Annotated in this window: 13 protein-coding genes; 6 read left to right on the top strand and 7 right to left on the bottom strand. The window is 64.2% G+C overall.

Translation table 11 applies throughout. The annotated features are described in order from the left end of the window. Positions 1–100 precede the first annotated feature (100 nt). From ACZ9GA_RS29510 to ACZ9GA_RS29490, 5 genes are all read right to left on the bottom strand, one after another. Positions 101–502 carry an ExbD/TolR family protein gene (locus tag ACZ9GA_RS29510; RefSeq protein ID WP_027980049.1) on the bottom strand — a complete coding sequence of 134 codons (402 nt, stop codon included), beginning with the start codon at positions 500–502 and terminating at the stop codon, positions 101–103. A 1-nt stretch (position 503) separates the two neighbouring features. Further along, positions 504–1,229 (bottom strand): MotA/TolQ/ExbB proton channel family protein, encoded by a 726-nt coding sequence (locus ACZ9GA_RS29505; RefSeq protein ID WP_455921708.1) that lies wholly within the window; start codon positions 1,227–1,229, stop codon positions 504–506. 27 nt (positions 1,230–1,256) lie between these two features. Continuing rightward, complete coding sequence (locus ACZ9GA_RS29500; protein ID WP_457358766.1) at positions 1,257–2,069, bottom strand: energy transducer TonB; 813 nt, start codon at positions 2,067–2,069, stop codon at positions 1,257–1,259. Between the two features lie 226 nt (positions 2,070–2,295). After that, the gene (locus ACZ9GA_RS29495) at positions 2,296–3,630 is read right to left on the bottom strand and encodes an aryl-sulfate sulfotransferase (RefSeq protein ID WP_457358768.1); all 1,335 of its coding nucleotides are present in this window, start codon (positions 3,628–3,630) and stop codon (positions 2,296–2,298) included. Positions 3,631–3,646: 16 nt separating this feature from the next. After that, the gene (locus ACZ9GA_RS29490; protein WP_457358770.1) at positions 3,647–6,010 is read right to left on the bottom strand and encodes a TonB-dependent receptor; all 2,364 of its coding nucleotides are present in this window, start codon (positions 6,008–6,010) and stop codon (positions 3,647–3,649) included. A gap of 177 nt (positions 6,011–6,187) precedes the next feature. On the opposite strand from ACZ9GA_RS29490, the gene ACZ9GA_RS29485 reads away from it, so the two are divergent. The 4 genes from ACZ9GA_RS29485 (at position 6,188) to ACZ9GA_RS29470 (ending at position 11,210) form a co-directional block, all read left to right on the top strand. Next, positions 6,188–7,138 (top strand): LysR family transcriptional regulator, encoded by a 951-nt coding sequence (locus ACZ9GA_RS29485; RefSeq protein WP_457358772.1) that lies wholly within the window; start codon positions 6,188–6,190, stop codon positions 7,136–7,138. Positions 7,139–7,348: 210 nt separating this feature from the next. Further along, on the top strand, positions 7,349–8,398 hold the full coding sequence (locus ACZ9GA_RS29480; RefSeq protein WP_457358773.1) for an ABC transporter substrate-binding protein: 1,050 nt from the start codon (positions 7,349–7,351) through the stop codon (positions 8,396–8,398). A 15-nt stretch (positions 8,399–8,413) separates the two neighbouring features. Continuing rightward, positions 8,414–10,018 (top strand): alkaline phosphatase family protein, encoded by a 1,605-nt coding sequence (locus ACZ9GA_RS29475; protein WP_457358775.1) that lies wholly within the window; start codon positions 8,414–8,416, stop codon positions 10,016–10,018. Positions 10,019–10,151: 133 nt separating this feature from the next. Then, entirely contained in the window at positions 10,152–11,210 is a 1,059-nt protein-coding gene (locus tag ACZ9GA_RS29470; protein ID WP_457363625.1) for an IS110 family RNA-guided transposase, read from the top strand. Between the two features lie 349 nt (positions 11,211–11,559). Here ACZ9GA_RS29470 and ACZ9GA_RS29465 read toward each other — a convergent pair whose 3' ends face one another. Beyond that, on the bottom strand, positions 11,560–12,465 hold the full coding sequence (locus tag ACZ9GA_RS29465) for a TauD/TfdA dioxygenase family protein (RefSeq protein WP_455921715.1): 906 nt from the start codon (positions 12,463–12,465) through the stop codon (positions 11,560–11,562). A 149-nt stretch (positions 12,466–12,614) separates the two neighbouring features. Here ACZ9GA_RS29465 and ACZ9GA_RS29460 point away from each other — a divergent pair, with 149 nt between their 5' ends. Further along, positions 12,615–13,535: a LysR family transcriptional regulator gene (locus tag ACZ9GA_RS29460; protein WP_455921716.1), complete on the top strand. Its 921-nt coding sequence runs from the start codon at positions 12,615–12,617 to the stop codon at positions 13,533–13,535. 132 nt (positions 13,536–13,667) lie between these two features. Here ACZ9GA_RS29460 and ACZ9GA_RS29455 read toward each other — a convergent pair whose 3' ends face one another. Next, positions 13,668–14,666 carry an ABC transporter substrate-binding protein gene (locus ACZ9GA_RS29455; RefSeq protein WP_457358777.1) on the bottom strand — a complete coding sequence of 333 codons (999 nt, stop codon included), beginning with the start codon at positions 14,664–14,666 and terminating at the stop codon, positions 13,668–13,670. Positions 14,667–14,963: 297 nt separating this feature from the next. On the opposite strand from ACZ9GA_RS29455, the gene ACZ9GA_RS29450 reads away from it, so the two are divergent. Next, entirely contained in the window at positions 14,964–16,562 is a 1,599-nt protein-coding gene (locus ACZ9GA_RS29450) for an ABC transporter permease (RefSeq protein ID WP_457358779.1), read from the top strand.

Genomic DNA, 16,562 nt, shown 5'->3' with positions numbered 1-16,562 from the left:
GCCTTGTGTGATAGGCATTGGTTGGGTGGAGGCATTGTTTTGGCAAAAAAAAAGGGCCGCCCCCTGCCTGAGGAGCGGCCCAAGAAACCTGTATTCCCTATCAACGCTTGGTAATGACCGACAACTTGGTAATCCCCGCCTTCTCGATCGACGCCATGGCCCCGGCCACCTTGCCGTAGCCCACCCCGTCATCGGCCTGCAGTTGCACACGCAGGTCGGGGTTCTTGGCCTTGGCGGCTTCCAGGTTGGATTCCAGCAAGTCGGGCTGCACTTCATCCTTGTTGATGAAGAACTTGCCCCCACCGTCGATGCTCACCACCAGCGGGTCCTTCTGCTCCACCGGCGCCACGGCGTCGGTTTTGGGCAGGTTGATCGGGATCGAGTTGGTCAGCAGCGGCGCGGTGACGATGAACACCACCAGCAGTACCAGCATCACGTCCACCAGCGGCGTGACGTTGATCTCGCTCAGTACCTCATCACTGTCTTGGGTCGAGAAGGCCATATCAGGACGCCTCCTTCACTTTCTGGCCAGCACCGCCCTGGGCAGTCTTGGTCAGGGCCGGGTGCAGCAGCACGCGGAATTGGCTCTTCTGGGCCAGGCTGTAGAAGTCGTGGGCGAAGTCGTCCAGGTCGGCGACGGTCAGCTTCAGACGGCGCAGGAAGAAGTTGTAGACCAGCACGGCCGGTACGGCGACAGCGATACCCACGCCGGTGGCAACCAGGGCAGAACCGATGGGGCCGGCCACGGTTTCCAGGCTGGCGGAACCGGCGGCGCTGATGCCCTTGAGTGCGGACATGATGCCCCACACGGTACCGAACAGGCCGATGAAGGGCGACGTCGAACCAATACTGGCGAGCACGGCCAGGCCGGCTTCCAGGGAGCGGCGTTCACGCACGATCTGCTGACGCAGGGCGCGTTCCAGGCGGTCCTGGTGGTTGATGGCCTGGCTCAGGTCTGCAGCGTGGCCGGGTTCACCCACCTGGATGGCGGCATAGCCTGCCTGGGCAACGCGGGCCGCGGCGCCAGGCTGGGTTACGGTCAGTTCGGCCGCCGAATCAAGGCTCGACGCCGCCCAGAATTGTTTGTGGAACTTGCGATCCTGATTCTTCAGGCGGCCGAACTGCGCGCCCTTGGCCAGGAACAGGCCCCAGGTAGCGACAGAGAACGCGATCAACAGCCAGATCACCGCGCCTTCGATGGATTCAAATGGGGAAGCCAATGTACTCATGATGTGTATTCCTTGTGTTAGCGCGAATTAGCGGATCTTGAAGTCGATGGGCACGCTGACCCAGCCGTCCTGGGCGACATCGCCCTGCTTGGCGGGTACGAAGCTCCAGCGCTTGACGGCGGCCAGGGCGGCGTCATCGAGCTGATCGCGACCACTGCTTTTCTGAATCTGGATCTCACCCGGCTTGCCGCTGGCCAACACATGGACGCGCAGCAAAACGGTACCTTCCCAGTTGCGGCGCATGGCCAGGGCCGGGTATTCGGGGGCCGGGTTATGCAGGTAGCCAGCGTTGGCCGAGGCCGGTGTCACAGGCGCCGGCGCGGGTGGCGCTGGCGGTGCCGGTGGCGTGGGTGCGGCTACCGGTTGTGGCGGCGCGGGCGGCTGCTCCACCGGTTTGGGGACCGGCTTGGGCACTGGCTTGGCGACCTGCTTGGGTTTGGGTTTTGGCTTGGGCGGCGGCTTGGTGGCCAGCTCGTCCTCGACCGGTGGCGGCGGCTCCACGGGCTGCACCACGGGTGGTGGCGGCGGTGGAGGCGTTTCAACCACCGGCGGTGCCGGTTGGGAAAACTCGATGGTCATTGGCGGGATTTCCGGCGGCTTGATTGGCAGCGCTGCCAGCGGCTTCTGGCTCAGCCAGAAAATCACCGCGCCATGCAGCACCAGCGCAAACACGCCCAGCAGAATCCCTTCACGCCGGCTCAGTACACCCTTGGGGGTCTTGTGCAGACGCGACTGGGCGAGCGGCGAACGGTGCGCGCGGCCCAGGTCGACCAACTCGCCACCGGGCGCCGGGCGCACAAACGCCTGGGCTGCACTGGCTGCGGTCTGGACATTACCCATTGTTGTACTCCTGCGGTTTTCAGCGATTGCGCGAGGGAGGCCTCGCGAGGCGAATCATCATCGCCAGACGCTTAGCTCCGAAAGTAATCTTTAAAGTTATCCATAGATCGTAAATGCATATGGAAAACCCCCGTTTCCCGCCAGCCCCCGTGCTACAAGGCCTGTAGCAGAGCGGTCGGCGGGCCATGCCTTGGCGGCATTGAAAATATTCCGCCAAGGCATGGGTTTAGCGGCTGGCGTTGGCGTTTTTCAGCGCAGCGTCAGGGGCGATCACGGCAGTTTCCGAACGCGGCGTGCCTTCGGGCACCCAGTCGTAGGCCACCGGCAAGGCGCGGTACACCCAGTTGCTGACCGCATCGCTGCCCGGTGCCTTGCCCTGATAAGGGCTGACGTACTCCCAGACGATCTCGCCCTTGTCGGTGACCTGGAAGAAGCGGCCGTTCATGCCCTCGTCGATCAGCGTGTTGCCGTTGGGCAAGCGCCGGGCGCTGCTGATGAACGAGCTGTAGAACGCCCAGGACGGCTGTTTGGAGCTGGCGGCGGTGTACTGCCACACCACCTGCTGCTTGATCGGGTCGATCTCCAGCACCCGCGAGCCAGGCGTCAGGCCCAGCGGCGCCGAGGGGTAGCCGGCGGTGCCCTGGTTGTCGAACACCATCAGGTTGCCCGCGCCCGGCAGGCCGGCCGGGATGATGTGCACGTCGTGCTGGCCCACGAACTGGTCCAGCGGGCGTGGTACCTGCTGCGCAGTCTTGGGGTTAATGGTCGGCAGGTTGGGGCCCAGGTGCCACACCACCTTGCCGCTGGCCTTGTCGATGATGGCGATGAAGTTGGAGTTGCGTGAGTCCAGCAGCAGGTTGTCGGGGGCGAAGCGCTTGTCGCCGGCGTCGAACCACTTGTTGGGGCCCACCACGCTGAGGTTGTTGATGTGCAGGTAGTCCGGGTTGTCGGTGGCGCGCACCAGCTTCAACTGCGCCGGGGTGAAGCCGAACTCGGTGAGGTGGTCGCTGGCCAGCCACTGCCATTTCACCTGGCCTTGGGGGTCGACTTCGTAGACCACGTCGTCGATCAGCTCCGGCACCTTGAAGCCGGCCACCTTGTGCACCTTGTTGGCCAGCACCAGGGTGTTGCCGTTGCTCAGGCGACGCTGGTCATGGTGCTGCTGGGCGGCGCCACCGGGGGCTTTGTCGCCCCACTGCCACACCACCTTGCCGCTCCAGTCCAGCTCGCCGACGCTCTGGTTGGCCAGGCCATTGCCCGCCGCACCCAGGGGGCCGGGGGCCTTGTCGGACAGTTGCAACAGCACATGGCCGCGCTCACCGCCTACCAGCTTGGGGTCGATGATGGCCGACGGGAAACCGTTGTGCGGCCAGCTTTTGACTTCGTTGCCGTCCATGTCGATCAGGTGCGTCTGCTTGTCGGCACCGGCGAAGATCACGTACTGGTTGTAGGCCTTGGCCGGGTCGTAGCGGGTCACCCCGGTGGGGTACACGCTGGGCGCGGCGTGGGCTGTGCTGGCGAACACGGCGCCGGCCAGCAGGGCAGTCTTGAAGGCTTTCATCGTCACGCTCCTGTTATTAGAAGTCATAGCGGGCGGTCACGCCCAGGGTGCGCGGGTCGCCGAGCACGCCGCTGTAGCCACCGTTACCCTCGGCCCAGAGGGTGGTGTAGTAGGTCTTGTCGAAGGCGTTTTTCAGCCACAGCGAAACGTCCCACTGGCCTTGGCCGAGGTCGCCGCGAAAGCCGGTGCTGAGGTTGACCAGGCTGTAGCCGGGGATCTGCGCGTAGGCGGAATCTTCCAGGGTGCCCACGGCGTGGGAGCGGTACGAGTAGCTGCCGGTGACGTACTCTTCCAGGCCGTTATCCCAGTTCCACTTGTATTCACCGTTGGTGTTGAACACGTATTTGGAGGCGCCCGCCACCTGATGGCCGGACAGGCTGCACGAGGCCGGTGCACCGGTCTGCTCGCTGACTTCCGGCGGGCATGGGGCGTCCTTGTAGGACATGTAGCGCACGTCGTTGTACGAGCCGTTGAAGTTCAGGGTCAGGCCCTTCACCGGGATGACCGTGCCGTCCAGCTCCAGGCCACGGGAGCGCACGGTGCCGGCGTTGGTCAGGTACGACACGCGGTTGGTGGAGTCATAGGCGTTGGCCTGGTAACCGTTGACGGTGGTCCAGAACAGGTTGGCGTTAAGCAGCAGGCGACGATCCCACAGGGTGCTCTTGACCCCCAACTCGGCGTCGTTGGCACGCTCGGAGCCGATCAGCAATGAATCCGCACCGGCAGTTGGCGCACTGCCCACCGCCAGGTTGACGCCGCCCGACTTCTCGCCGTGGGACAGGGTGGCGTAGCCCATCACGTCGTCGGTGAAGTGGTAGCTGAGGTTGACCATGCCCGAGGGGCTGGCGCTGTACAGGCTCAGGTCGCCGGAGTTGTAGGCACCGGCGCGGCCATTGCGCGCCGCCAGTGCGGCACCGGTCACAGTGGCGCCACCCACGGGCGCGTCGCGCTCCACGGTAGCGCTCTTCTCTTCGTACGTGCCGCGGATACCGGCGGTCAGGTCCAGCTTGGGCGTGAGGTGCCAGGTGCCCTGGGCGAACAGCGCGAAGCTGTCGGTATCGATGTGGCCACGGCCAATGCTGGTGACGTTGGCCAGCGCGCCAGTGGCCGTGCCGTTCCAGATATCCGCCTGGGGGCCGTAGTAGGCGAACGACTTGTTGTCCGTCTTGGAGCCGAAATAGTAGCCGCCCAGCACGTAGTCAAACGCCCCGCCCGTAGGCGACGCCAAGCGAAATTCCTGGGACCACTGCTTGTCTTCCACCGACACGCCGGCGTTGTAGGAAGCGGCCACGTTCAGGCCATCGTCGTTGCGCGGGGTGAAGTTCCAGAACCGGTAGGAGCTGATCGAAGTCAGGGTGAAGTCGCTCGGCAGCTTCCAGTTGGCCTCCACCGATCCGCCGCCCTGGTGCACCGTCACGTGCTGGCTGCCGTCCAGATTGACCTTGCGCGAGCCAGGCTCCACCAGTGTCGCGCCAGCTGCTGCGGCGCGGGTTTCGTACAGGTTGACGCCGTTGACGGTCGGCCCGGTGCTGAACAGCGTGCGGGTACCGGAGCTGGAGTCTTCCTCGTTGTAGTCGAGGATGGCGCGCAGGCTGAAGTCCTCGTTGGGCTTGAACAGCAATTGCCCGCGCACGCCGTCACGCTCGCCGCCGCCCAGCTTGTGGCCGTTTTCCTCGTTGGTGATGGTGCCGCCGCTGTCGCTGCGGTACACCGACAGGCGCCCGGCCAGCTCATCGGTGATGGGGCCGGAGATGGTGCCCTTGGTCTGCACGTAACCATGCTGGCCCACCGAGGTTTCGATGGTGCGCTCGGGGGTGAAGCTGGGCGCGCGGGTGGTGATGTTGATCACCCCGGCGGTGGTGTTTTTGCCGAACAGCGTGCCTTGCGGGCCGCGCAATACCGCCAGTTGGTCGATGTCCATCAGGTCGAATACGGCCATGCCCGGGCGGCCCAGGTAGACGTTGTCGATGTACAAACCGACGCTGCCTTCCAGGCCGTCGCTGGCCGGGTTGTTGCCCAGCCCACGGATGGACACGCTGGACTGGCGCGCGTGCATGAACGCCACGTTGACGCTGGGCACCAGCTGCTGCAGGTCCTGAATACGGTACACGTGCTGGCTTTCCAGGGTGCTGCCGTCGACGGTGCTGATCGGCGTGGGCACGTCCTGGGCGCTTTCTTCACGGCGGCGCGCGGTCACGGTCACGGTCTTGAGGTGAGTGCCGTCGTCCTGGGCGGCGGGGGCCGTCGCGCTGGTGGGGGTTACGTCGTCAGCCGCATGGGCCAGGGAAAAACTGGCGCTGCCGGCCAACAGCAGGGCCAGCGGCAGGCGCTTCAAACGCCTCGCGGAAGTAGGGGTAGCAGATGGTGACTGACGACTCATGGACGGCTCCTCGGTGAGGGAACTGGGGGACGGCCTGCGATGGGCACGTCACTCCTCATATTCCCTTCAGTTATTTGCATATGCTTTTCTAGAGATTTACTGCATAAGTGATTGCCTTTATAAGGAGTGCACCGGATGCATAGCAAATGCATTTGCCCGATACTTTTAATGTGAAAAATGCATATAGACCTGCGCCAACTCCGCCACCTGATCGCCCTTGCCGAGCACCGCAGCTTCGTCGCTGCCGCGGTGGCGGTTAACCTGTCGCAATCGGCTTTCAGCCGCAGCATCCAGGCGCTGGAACACAGCGTCGGCTGCCAGCTGGTGGACCGTGGGCGCAAGGATCTGCCACCTACCAAGCAGGGCCAGGTGGTGCTCGAACATGCCCGCCGACTGGTCAGCGGCGCGCGTCAGCTGAGCAACGAGATCAGCCAATTCAATGGCCTGGAGGCCGGTGAACTGCGCTTCGGCTGCGGACCGGCGCCGGCTTCCTGGCTGGTGCCGTCGGCGGTGGGCAGCTTCATCGGTCGCTACCCCAAGGCGCGGGTGCATTTCCACGTGGATGACTGGCACAGCCTGAGCAAGCGGCTGCTGAGCGAAGAATTCGAATTCTTCGTCGCCGATACCCGCCAGTTCGAAGCTGACCCCGACTACCACACCCATCGCCTGCGCCCGCGCAAATGGCACTTCTGCTGCCGCGCCGGGCACCCGCTGGCGCAGCAGGAACGGGTGACCGCCGAGCAGTTGCTCAGCTACCCCCTGGCCGCCACCCTGCGCCCGCCCAACCTGCGCAAAGTGCTGGCCGACCTTAGCGGCCGCCCGGACTTTGCGCCGAATGTGGAGTGCGAAAGCAGCTATGCGCTGTTGAGCGTGGTGCTGCGTTCGGACGCCATTGGCATCAGCGGCACTTACAGCGATGCGGTGCAGAATGCCGGTGGCGAGTTGGTGCGTTTGCGTATCGAGGGGCTGGATGAGCAGCGTGAAGAGTTGTTTACCCGCTATGGGATAGTCAGCCGGGCGGGGTATCGGTTGTCGCCGTTGGCGGAGGCGATGATCGAAGAGATCAAGTTGGTGGATGGGCGGGATGAGAGCGCCAGCACCTACGACATCCACAACCTGGCGGTGTAAGCCACCCACCCGTAGCCGCTGCCGCCAGGCTGCGCTGGCCGGTGTGAACCCTGGAAATCTTCAGCGAGGCCCAGGGCCAGCGCAGCCTTCGGCAGCGGCTACGGTATGCATCCGCTGCATACAAATTATTCACTGAATGCGCTTGCCGAATACCCCCTCCCGATCGCGAAATAGTCGCTATTTCAGTGACTTGCGCAATCAGGAAGGCCCATGAAAAAGTTCTTCAAACCGCTCTTAGGCATCGTCCTCGCCGGCCTGCTGGGCCAGGCCCAGGCAGCCGACCCCGTCACCCTTCGCATCGGCACACCTGACCAGGGCGCCGGCAGCGCCCCGTTCATTGCCGGGCCCGTGGGCCTGGCGCATATCCAGAAGCAACTGGAGAACGAGTTCGCCGCCGACGGCGTGAAGGTGGAGTGGCACTTCTTCAAGGGCGCCGGCCCGGCCGTCAACGAAGCGCTGGCCAATCAGCAACTGGACTTCGCCTGGCTGGGCGACCTGGCGGCCATTATCGGTCGCTCCAGCGGCCTGCAGACCCGCCTGCTGCTGGGCGCGCGCGGCAACAACATGTACCTGGCCACCCGCGCAGGTTCGGATATCCACAGCCTGGCGGACCTCAAGGGCAAGCGCGTGGCCGTGTACCGGGGTACCGCCGACCAACTGTCGTTCGCCCGCGCCCTGGCCGCCCAGGGCCTGAAGGAACACGACCTGCAAATCATCAGCCTGGACTGGAGCGCCGCCCGTGCCGCCCTGGCCAGCGGCCAGATCGACGCCACCTGGTCGGGCATGGGCATTCTCGCCCTGGGCCAGCAGGGCGTGCAGTTCCCACTCAGCACTAAACAACTGCCGCGCCTGTCCACCACCCAGGCCGGGCTGGTGGCCACCCAAGCCTTCATCGACCAGCACCCCGACCTGACCCAGCGCCTGATCAACGTGCTGGTGAAGAACGCCGCCTGGCTCACCGACGGCCAGAACCAGGCCGCCTACAACCAGCTGATGGGTGAGCAAAGCGCGATCCCCGCCAAGCTGTTCGAACAGGAAAGCGCAGGCGATGACCTCAAGTTCCGCGACTCGCCACGCATCGACGATTTCCTGCGCGCCAGCCTGCAGGACAGCGTCGACCAGGCCAAGACCCTGGGCCTGATCCGCCGCCCCTTCACTGCCGCCGACTGGGTAGAGCCACGCTTCGTGGACGCCGCCGTGCAGCAACAGAAACTCGACACCCTGTGGCCCGCCTTCGACGCCACCGGCAAAGCCCTCTGATTCCAGGTACCGACCATGACCGCCATCAAGAACGTGTTGTACATCATGTGCGACCAACTGCGCCGCGACTACCTGTCGTGCTACGGCCACCCGCACCTGCACACCCCCAACATCGATCGCCTGGCCGCCGCCGGCGTGCGCTTCAGCCGCGCCTACACCCAGGGCACCATCTGCGGGCCGTCGCGCATGTCGGCCTACACCGGGCGCTACGTCAGCAGCCACCAGGTGGCCTGGAACGCCGTGCCGCTGCCGCTGGACGAGCTGACCATCGGCGACTACCTGCGCCCGGCCGGCATCCGCACCGCGCTGGTGGGCAAGACCCACGCCACGCCCAACACCGATGCCCAGCAGCGCCTGGACATGGCCCCGGACAGCGCCCAGGCCGAGCAGCTCAACGAAGTGGGTTTCGAACCCTACGTGCGTCATGACGGGCTGTTCCCCGACGACCCGATCTTCGACGGCAAGCGCGAAAGCGCGCCCTACACCCACTACCTGCGTGAAAAAGGCTACGAAGGCCGCAACCCGTGGCACGACTGGGCCAACGCTGCCGAAGGCAAGGACGGCGAAATTCTCAGCGGCTGGAAAATGCGCAACGCGCACTTGCCTGCCCGCGTGCCCGAGCAGCATTCGGAAACCGTCTACACCACCGACCGCGCCATCGACTTCATCAGCGAACAGGCCGAACAGCCGTGGTGCCTGCACCTGTCCTACATCAAGCCACACTGGCCCTACATTGCGCCTGCGCCGTACCACGCGCTGTACGGCAAGGACCAGGTAGTGCCCGCCGTGCTGCCCCAGCCAGGCCAGGAAAACGACCACCCGGTGTACAACGCCTTCCGCCAGCACGAGGAAAGCCGCAACTTCTCGCGCCAAGAGGTGCGCCTGAACGTAATCCCCACCTACATGGGCCTGATCAAGCAGGTGGACGACCAACTGGGCCGGCTGTTCGACTTCCTGCAAAGCAACGGCCGCTGGGATGACACCCTGATCGTGTTCACCAGTGACCATGGCGACTACCTGGGCGATCACTTCCTGGGGGAAAAGGAGTTCCTGCTGGAGCCGGCCGTGGGCGTGCCGCTGATCGTGCGCGACCCGCGGGCCGAGGCCGACGTGACCCGTGGCAGCGTCGATGATCGCCTGGCCGAAACCATCGACGCCCTGCCCACCTTCCTCGATGCCCTGGGCTTGCCGCCTGCCGACCATCGCCTGGAAGGCCGCTCGCTGATCCCGCTGCTGCATGGCCGGCAACCGCAGTGGCGCGACTTCGCCGTGGCTGAGTACGACTACGCCTTCCAGGCCCCGGCCCGCGAGCGCCTGGGCCAGCCGATCGACCGCTGCCGCATGTACATGGTGCGCAGCGAGCGCTACAAGTACCTGGCGTACGACGGCTACCGGCCGCAGTTGTTCGACCTGGAGAATGACCCGCAGGAGTTGCATGACCTGGGCACCGACCCGGCGTTTGCCGGGGTGCGCGAGCAGCATCAGGGGTATCTGTTTGATTGGCTGCGCGGGTTGAAGCGGCGCACCACCATCAGCAATCGGGAGATTGATGTGCGTGGCAAGCGGTTCCGCTATGGCGAGCCTGAGGAAGAGAAACTGGTGCCCATCGGCGTGTGGTAAACACTGTAATTGGATGGACTCGCCCAAGCCGAGGCGTCAATGCGCCACGGTGGCAGTCTAAACAGCCAACGACAGCGAGGGCGAGTCCATGAAAAAGCATACTTCGATTGATCAATCCTTGTCTTCCGCCAATTTGTCGGCTTGCACGACCGTGGCAGTCGATCTGGCCAAACATGTCTTTCAGGTTGCCGGAGAGGATGCCCTCGGCCACGTGCACTATGAGCAACGCCTCAAGTCGCGCGAAGCGTTCTACGAGTTCCTTCAACAACTGGCACCCCACGTCATAGTCTTGATGGAGACGGGACCAGGTGCGCAAGCCTGGGCGCGTCAGCTGCAGGAACAGGGCGTCGAGGCTCGGATTTTGCCGGCCAAGCTGGTGACGACACACCGCACAGGGCCTAAAAACGATCGTAACGATGCGTTGGCGATTTTGCGGGCCGGTCGTGATGAGAAAATCTGCGCAGTACCGATCAAGAGCGTTGCGGCGCTTGCTATGCAGGCATTGCATCGTGCTCGCCAGGGCTATGTGCGCCGCCGCACGGCATTGAGTAATCAGATGCGCGGCCTGCTGCTTGAGCACGGCGTGGTCCTGGCTCAAGGTGATGTCGCCATCAGCCAGAGAATTCCACGAGTATTGGAGGATGCCACTCAACCAGTGCCAGCCATGTTGCGCGAGTTGATCGATGAACTGCTGGCGGAATGGCGCTTTTTGGGCGAGCGCATTGCGGTGTTGACGGGCCGTCTGGAAGCAGCGGCAAATGCCGACAGCACGGCCAAGCGGCTGATGAGCGTGCGCGGTATCGGTCCGGTGACCGCCACGGCGTTGGTAGCCAAGGAAACCCAGCCCGAACGGTTCCCCAATGCACGCAAGTTCGCGGCCTACTTTGGCCTGGTTCCCGACCAACACAGCAGCGGGAATAAAGTTCGCCTGGGCGGTATGAGCAAGCGAGGCGATTCATATCTGCGCAGCCTGATGATCCAGGGCGCGCACGCGGTGCTGCAACAGCTGCGATCCGATTCGGAGCAACCCGACGACCGCCGATTACTGCGCTGGATGAGCCGCCTGGGCCGCAAACAGGCTGCGGTCCGGCTGGCCAATCGCAACCTGCGTATCGTCTGGAGGCTTCTACAGAATGACCAGACTTATCGTCGACAGCATGGCAGCGGCCAGCCAGCGATGATGAGCCACTGATCCACCGAGTTCTGCCACCGAGGTAACGACTGTCCAACCCTGTGCTGAAAAACATTGACCCCAGATAGGATCGGCGTGGATTGATGCCTAAGCGGCTAGCGGCCTTCGAGGCCTGACTGTAATCGGCATACCACGAGCTCTTCCAATGTCGGCCAGAGGCCCAAAGCGGCTTCCTTGAATAGGCCTAATACATAGATGCAACGGGCGGCAGTTTTTCAAAAGCGGGTAGACAGGAGGGGCGAGTCCATACATAGCCGCTGCCGTCAGGCTGCGCTGGCCCCCGGGTTCACTGGAGATGTTCAGTGTATGAGAGGGCCAGCGCAGCCTGGCGGCAGCGGCTACGGGTGGATCAGATACCGCGCGTTGTCACGCTGCGCTGCCCCGCCACCCCCACCGGCACCTCGCCCTGCAGGGTCACCCGGCGCACGATGCGTTCCTGGGTGCCGTAGTCGTCCACCGCGTAATGCTGGGTGGCGCGGTTGTCCCAGATGGCCACGTCACCCGTGTTCCAGCGCCAGCGCACGGTGTTCTCCAGGCGCACCACATGGCTTTGCAGCAACCCGAACAGGTGCGCCGAATCGCTGGCGTTGTAGCCCTTGATGCGCTTCACGAAGTGCCCCAGCAGCAAGGTTTTCTCACCGCTGATGGGGTGCACGCGCACCACCGGGTGCTCGGTCTCGAACACGGTGGAGGTGAACACCTTGCGGTAGTTCTCCAGCTTCTCCGCCGACACGTCCGGCTTGGCCGACGCGTAGTCGTATTCGTTGCTGTGCACGGCCCACAGCTTGTCGGCCAGCTCCTGCAACGGCGCCGGCAGGTCGTTGTAGGCGGCTGCGGTATTGGCCCATACGGTGTCGCCACCGGCAGCCGGGGCGATCACCGAGCGCAGGATCGACGCCTTGGGGTAGGCATCGACGAAGGTCACGTCAGTGTGCCAGGAGTTGGCGCGCTGGCCGTCGGCGCCGCTCAGTTGCATCAGGTAGCGGGTGCCGTCGCGCACCGGCACGGTGGGGTGGGCGATGGGCTCGCCCAGCAGGTGGGCGAAGGCCTCCTGGCTCTGGTCGTCGAGGTGGGTCTGGCCACGGAAGAACACCACCTTGTACTTCACCAGCGCAGCCTGGATGGCTTCAACGGTGGCAGCGTCCAGGTCGGCACCCAGCTTGATGCCGCGGATCTCGGCACCGATGCGGCCAGCGACCGGGTGGATATCCAGCGCAACGGCGGTGGGGTTTGTGGCAAGTGTGGCTTGGCTCATGGTTCGACCCTCTTCTCTCTATGCATATAAGTATTGGTTCTAGATAAACAACCAACGCTTCGTTGACGGAATAAGAGCTTGCATTTAAAACCTCAACCCACTCGCTGTACCAATACCTTCGACCTATTTTTCAAATGCCGGGAATGCATATGGATCTGCGCCAACTGCGGTACTTCATCGCCCTCAACGAACACCGCAGTTTTGTCCGCGCCGCCGATGCCATGGGCATCACCCAGCCGGCCTTCAGCCGCAGCATCCAAGGATTGGAACAGGAGTTCGGCTGCGTGCTGGTGGACCGCGCCAACAAGGACCTGCGGCCCACGCCAGAGGGCCAGGTGGTACTGCAACATGCCCTGAGCCTGGTGCAAGGCGCCGCCTTGCTGGCCAGCGAAGTGACGCAGATGACCAAGCTCGACGCCGGCGAGCTGCGCTTCGGTTGCGGCCCGGCGCCGGCCGTGCGCCTGGTGCCCGAGGCGGTGTCAGCCTTCGTGCGCGCGCACCCCAAGGTGCGCACCTGCTTCGAGGTCAACCACTGGGAAAAACTCAGCCGCGCACTGAGCCGTGAAGAGATCGAGTTCTTCATCGCCGACATCCGCCACTTCGAAGCCGACCCCAACTTCCAGACCCAGCCACTGACGCCCAAGCGCGGCGCGTTCTTCTGCCGCCGTGGGCACCCGCTGGTGAACAAGGAAAGCCTGTCCACCAACGACATGTTCGACTACCCCTTGGCCGCCACGCTGATCCCGCCGGGGGTGCGCAAGCTGCTGGCCAACCTGAGTGGCAAGACCGATTTCAGCCCGCATATCCAGACCGAGCACATGCCCACGCTGATGAAGATCGTGTTGAATTCAGATGCCATCGGGTTGTGCAGCGAAGAGGGTTTCGATGAGGACAATCTCGATGGGCAGCTGGTGCGGCTGCACTGGCGCAACCTGCCGCAGAACCTGGAGAGCCTGAGTGCGCGTTGCGGGATTGTCAGCCGCATGGGGTATCGCTTGTCGCCGGCGGCGCGGGCGATGATCGATACCATCGTCGAGATTGATGCCCAGCCGGCAGCAAAAGCAGGCTAAAGAGACGCAGACATCCTTGTGGGAGCGGGCTCTGCCCGCGAAAAGGCCACCGTGGAGTAACTGACTAATCGCGGCGCTCTTTTCGCGGGCAGAGCCCGCTCCCACATAAAATAATCACCGACTCCAGAATTTTCAGAGCGCCGGCGCCACCCAATCCGCCACCTTGAACGGCTTGCGAATCAGGCGCTGCTGCGCTGCCAGGTCCACCGACGCCTGCAACGTACCGAGGAACTGTGGATCAAGGCTGGCCGGGAACACTTCACTCAACCGATCATTCTTCAAATCCTGCGCCAAAATCGCCGGTGGATAGCTGGCCACCTGCGACACCAACTGCACGTAGGCATCCTTGTTGCCATCCTGGGTCAGCCATTGCACGGCCGTGCCCTGCGCCTTGAGCAGGCGCGCGACGATGTCAGGATGGGCGTCGACAAACGCGCCATTGCCCACCAGCACGCTCTGGATGCTGCCGGCGCCACCCAGGTCCTTGGTGGTCAGCGGCAGGTCAGCCAGGCCCTTCTGCTGCAGCACAATCACATTGCTCAGGCCCCAGGTAGCGTCGATCTGCTTGGCCGCCAAGGCCGACTGCGCGGCGCTGTAGTCCAGGTTGACCACCTTGAGGTCCTTCTCGCTCAAGCCCTGGCTGGCCAGCGCGGCGTCGAACGACAGCTGGCTGGCGGTGCCGCGGAAGATGCCTACGCGCTTGCCCTTGAGGTCTTGCAGGGTCTTGATGTCGGAGCCCGGCTGCACCGCCAGGTACTGTTTGATGCCGCGCGCGGTGGCGCTGAGCAGGCGGGTGTCCAGGCCATTGGACTTGCCGATGATAGCGGCCAGATCGCCCAGGTAGGCAAAGTCCACCTGGCCGTTGGCGAAGGCTTCGTTGATGACAGGACCGGCGCCCTTGAAGAACTGCCAATTCACCTTGATGCCGTCGTCGGCGAAGGCTTTTTCCAGCAACTGCTGTTGGCGCAGCACATCCACCACGCCCCCGCCGCTGTGCTGGGCACCCGCGCTGAGGTCGGGCACGGCGATGCGGATTTCCTTCACCGCATCGGCATAGCTGGCCAGCGGCGCGCAGGCCAGCAGGGCAGGAAGGGCGAAGCGGCTGATGGCGCGGGTAAGGGCTTTTTTCATGGGCGGATGCTCCTGGCTGAATCACGGATGGCGCTCAGTCAGGCACACATCAGCTGATTTCCATAAATACTATAAATTCACATTTTAGTTACTTTAAGGAATAAGCAGGCAGCAGGAGCGCCGAACGGACCCCATGCATAACGCGCATCAAAAATATTCCCAGAATGCATTGGATGCCAGGCGGACATCAGCCTTAAATGGCACCTCTTATCTCTTTATCGAACTTATAATATTTTTTATATATCTGAAAAGAATAAGCAAATAGCCCCACGCAGTAGCCGACAACGGAGGTCTGACATGGCCCGCGACTCGCTGATTAGCCTGCCCCTGGCAAAACCCGTCACTGCCAGGCGGCGTACCGGTCCCGGTCTGGGCCAACGCTTGCAACCTTTCTACCTGCCCGCCGCCATCTTCCTGCTGTGGTGGCTGGCCGCGCGCAACCACTGGATGAGCGAGCAGATTCTGCCGGCGCCGTCGCTGGTGTGGCAAAGCGCGCTGGACCTGGCCACCAACGACCTGCCCGTCAACCTGTGGATCAGCCTGCAACGGCTGTTCTGGGGCCTGTTGGCAGGTATCGGTGGTGGCGCCGTGTTGGGCGCCTGGCTGGGTTTCAGCCGCCGTGCCGAACGCCTGGTACTGCCGACCTTCACCGCCCTGGCGCAGATTCCGACCCTGGCGTGGATCCCGCTGTTCATGGTGTTCTTCGGCATCGGCGAGTTGCTCAAGCTGGTGGTGCTGATCAAGGCCGTGGTGGTGCCGGTCACCTTGCACACCCTGGTGGGCGTGCGTGACGCCCAACCGCGCCTGCGCGAAGCCGCCGCCGTGCTGCGCCTGCCGCCGCACCTGCTGATTCGCCGCCTGGTGCTGCCGGCCGCCCTGCCCTCGTTCATGGCCGGCGTGCGCCTGGCGCTGGGCGCGGGCTGGTCGTCGCTGCTGGCCGTCGAGTTGCTGGCCTCAAGCGAAGGCATCGGCTACCTGATGGTGTGGGCGCGGCAGTTGTTCATGCTCGATATCGTCTTCGTCTGCGTGGTGGTGATCGGCATCATCGGCGTGGCGATGGACAAGGGCATCACCCTGGCCGACCGCAAGCTGGTGCACTGGCCCCACGCAGCCACCGCCGCCCTGCCGCGCAGCGTCGGCGCCCGTGGCCTGGACCGCCTGACGCCGTGGCTGTTGCCGGCGGCGCTGCTGGTGCTGTGGCAAGCCGCGAGCCAGCTGCAATGGGTCGACCCCGCCATCCTCGCTTCGCCGCTGGCGGTGCTGCACACCACTTGGGCCGGCCTGCTCGACGGCTCGCTGCTGACGGCGATGGGCCTCAGCCTGGGCCGTACCGTGGGCGGCCTGCTGCTGGGCGGCGGGCTGGGCTTCGGCCTGGGCCTGCTGCTGGGGCTGTCCGGCACCGCCAACCGCCTGCTCAACCCCAGCCTGTCGGCGCTGCGTCAAATCGCCATTTTTGCCTGGGTACCGCTGATTACCGCCTGGTTCGGTTTGGGTGAGCCCGCCAAATGGGTGTTCGTGGCCCTGGCCGCGTTCTTCCCGCTGTTCATCGCCACCCACCGCAGCGTCGCCAGCCTGTCGCCGCAACTGGCCGAAGCCGCCCAAGTGCTGCGCCTTAGCCTGTGGCAGCGCCTGCGCCGCCTGGTGCTGCCGGGTGCGGCGCCGGGCATCTTCGCCGGCCTGCGCCTGAGCCTGATCTACGCCTGGCTGGGCACCATCGGCGCCGAATACTTCATGCCGTCCAACGGTGGCATCGCCAGCCTGATGATCGGCGCCCAACAGTTGATGCGCATGGACCTGATCATGAGCGGCATGCTCCTGGTCGGCCTCACCGGCGCCCTGCTCAACGCCCTCGGACAACGCATCGAAGCGCGCGCCACGCGCTGGAGACACGCATGA

The organism is Pseudomonas sp. TE3644, assembly GCF_056278815.1.
The sequence above is the reverse complement of the archived record's forward strand: the minus strand, read 5'-3'. Positions and strand labels throughout refer to the sequence as shown.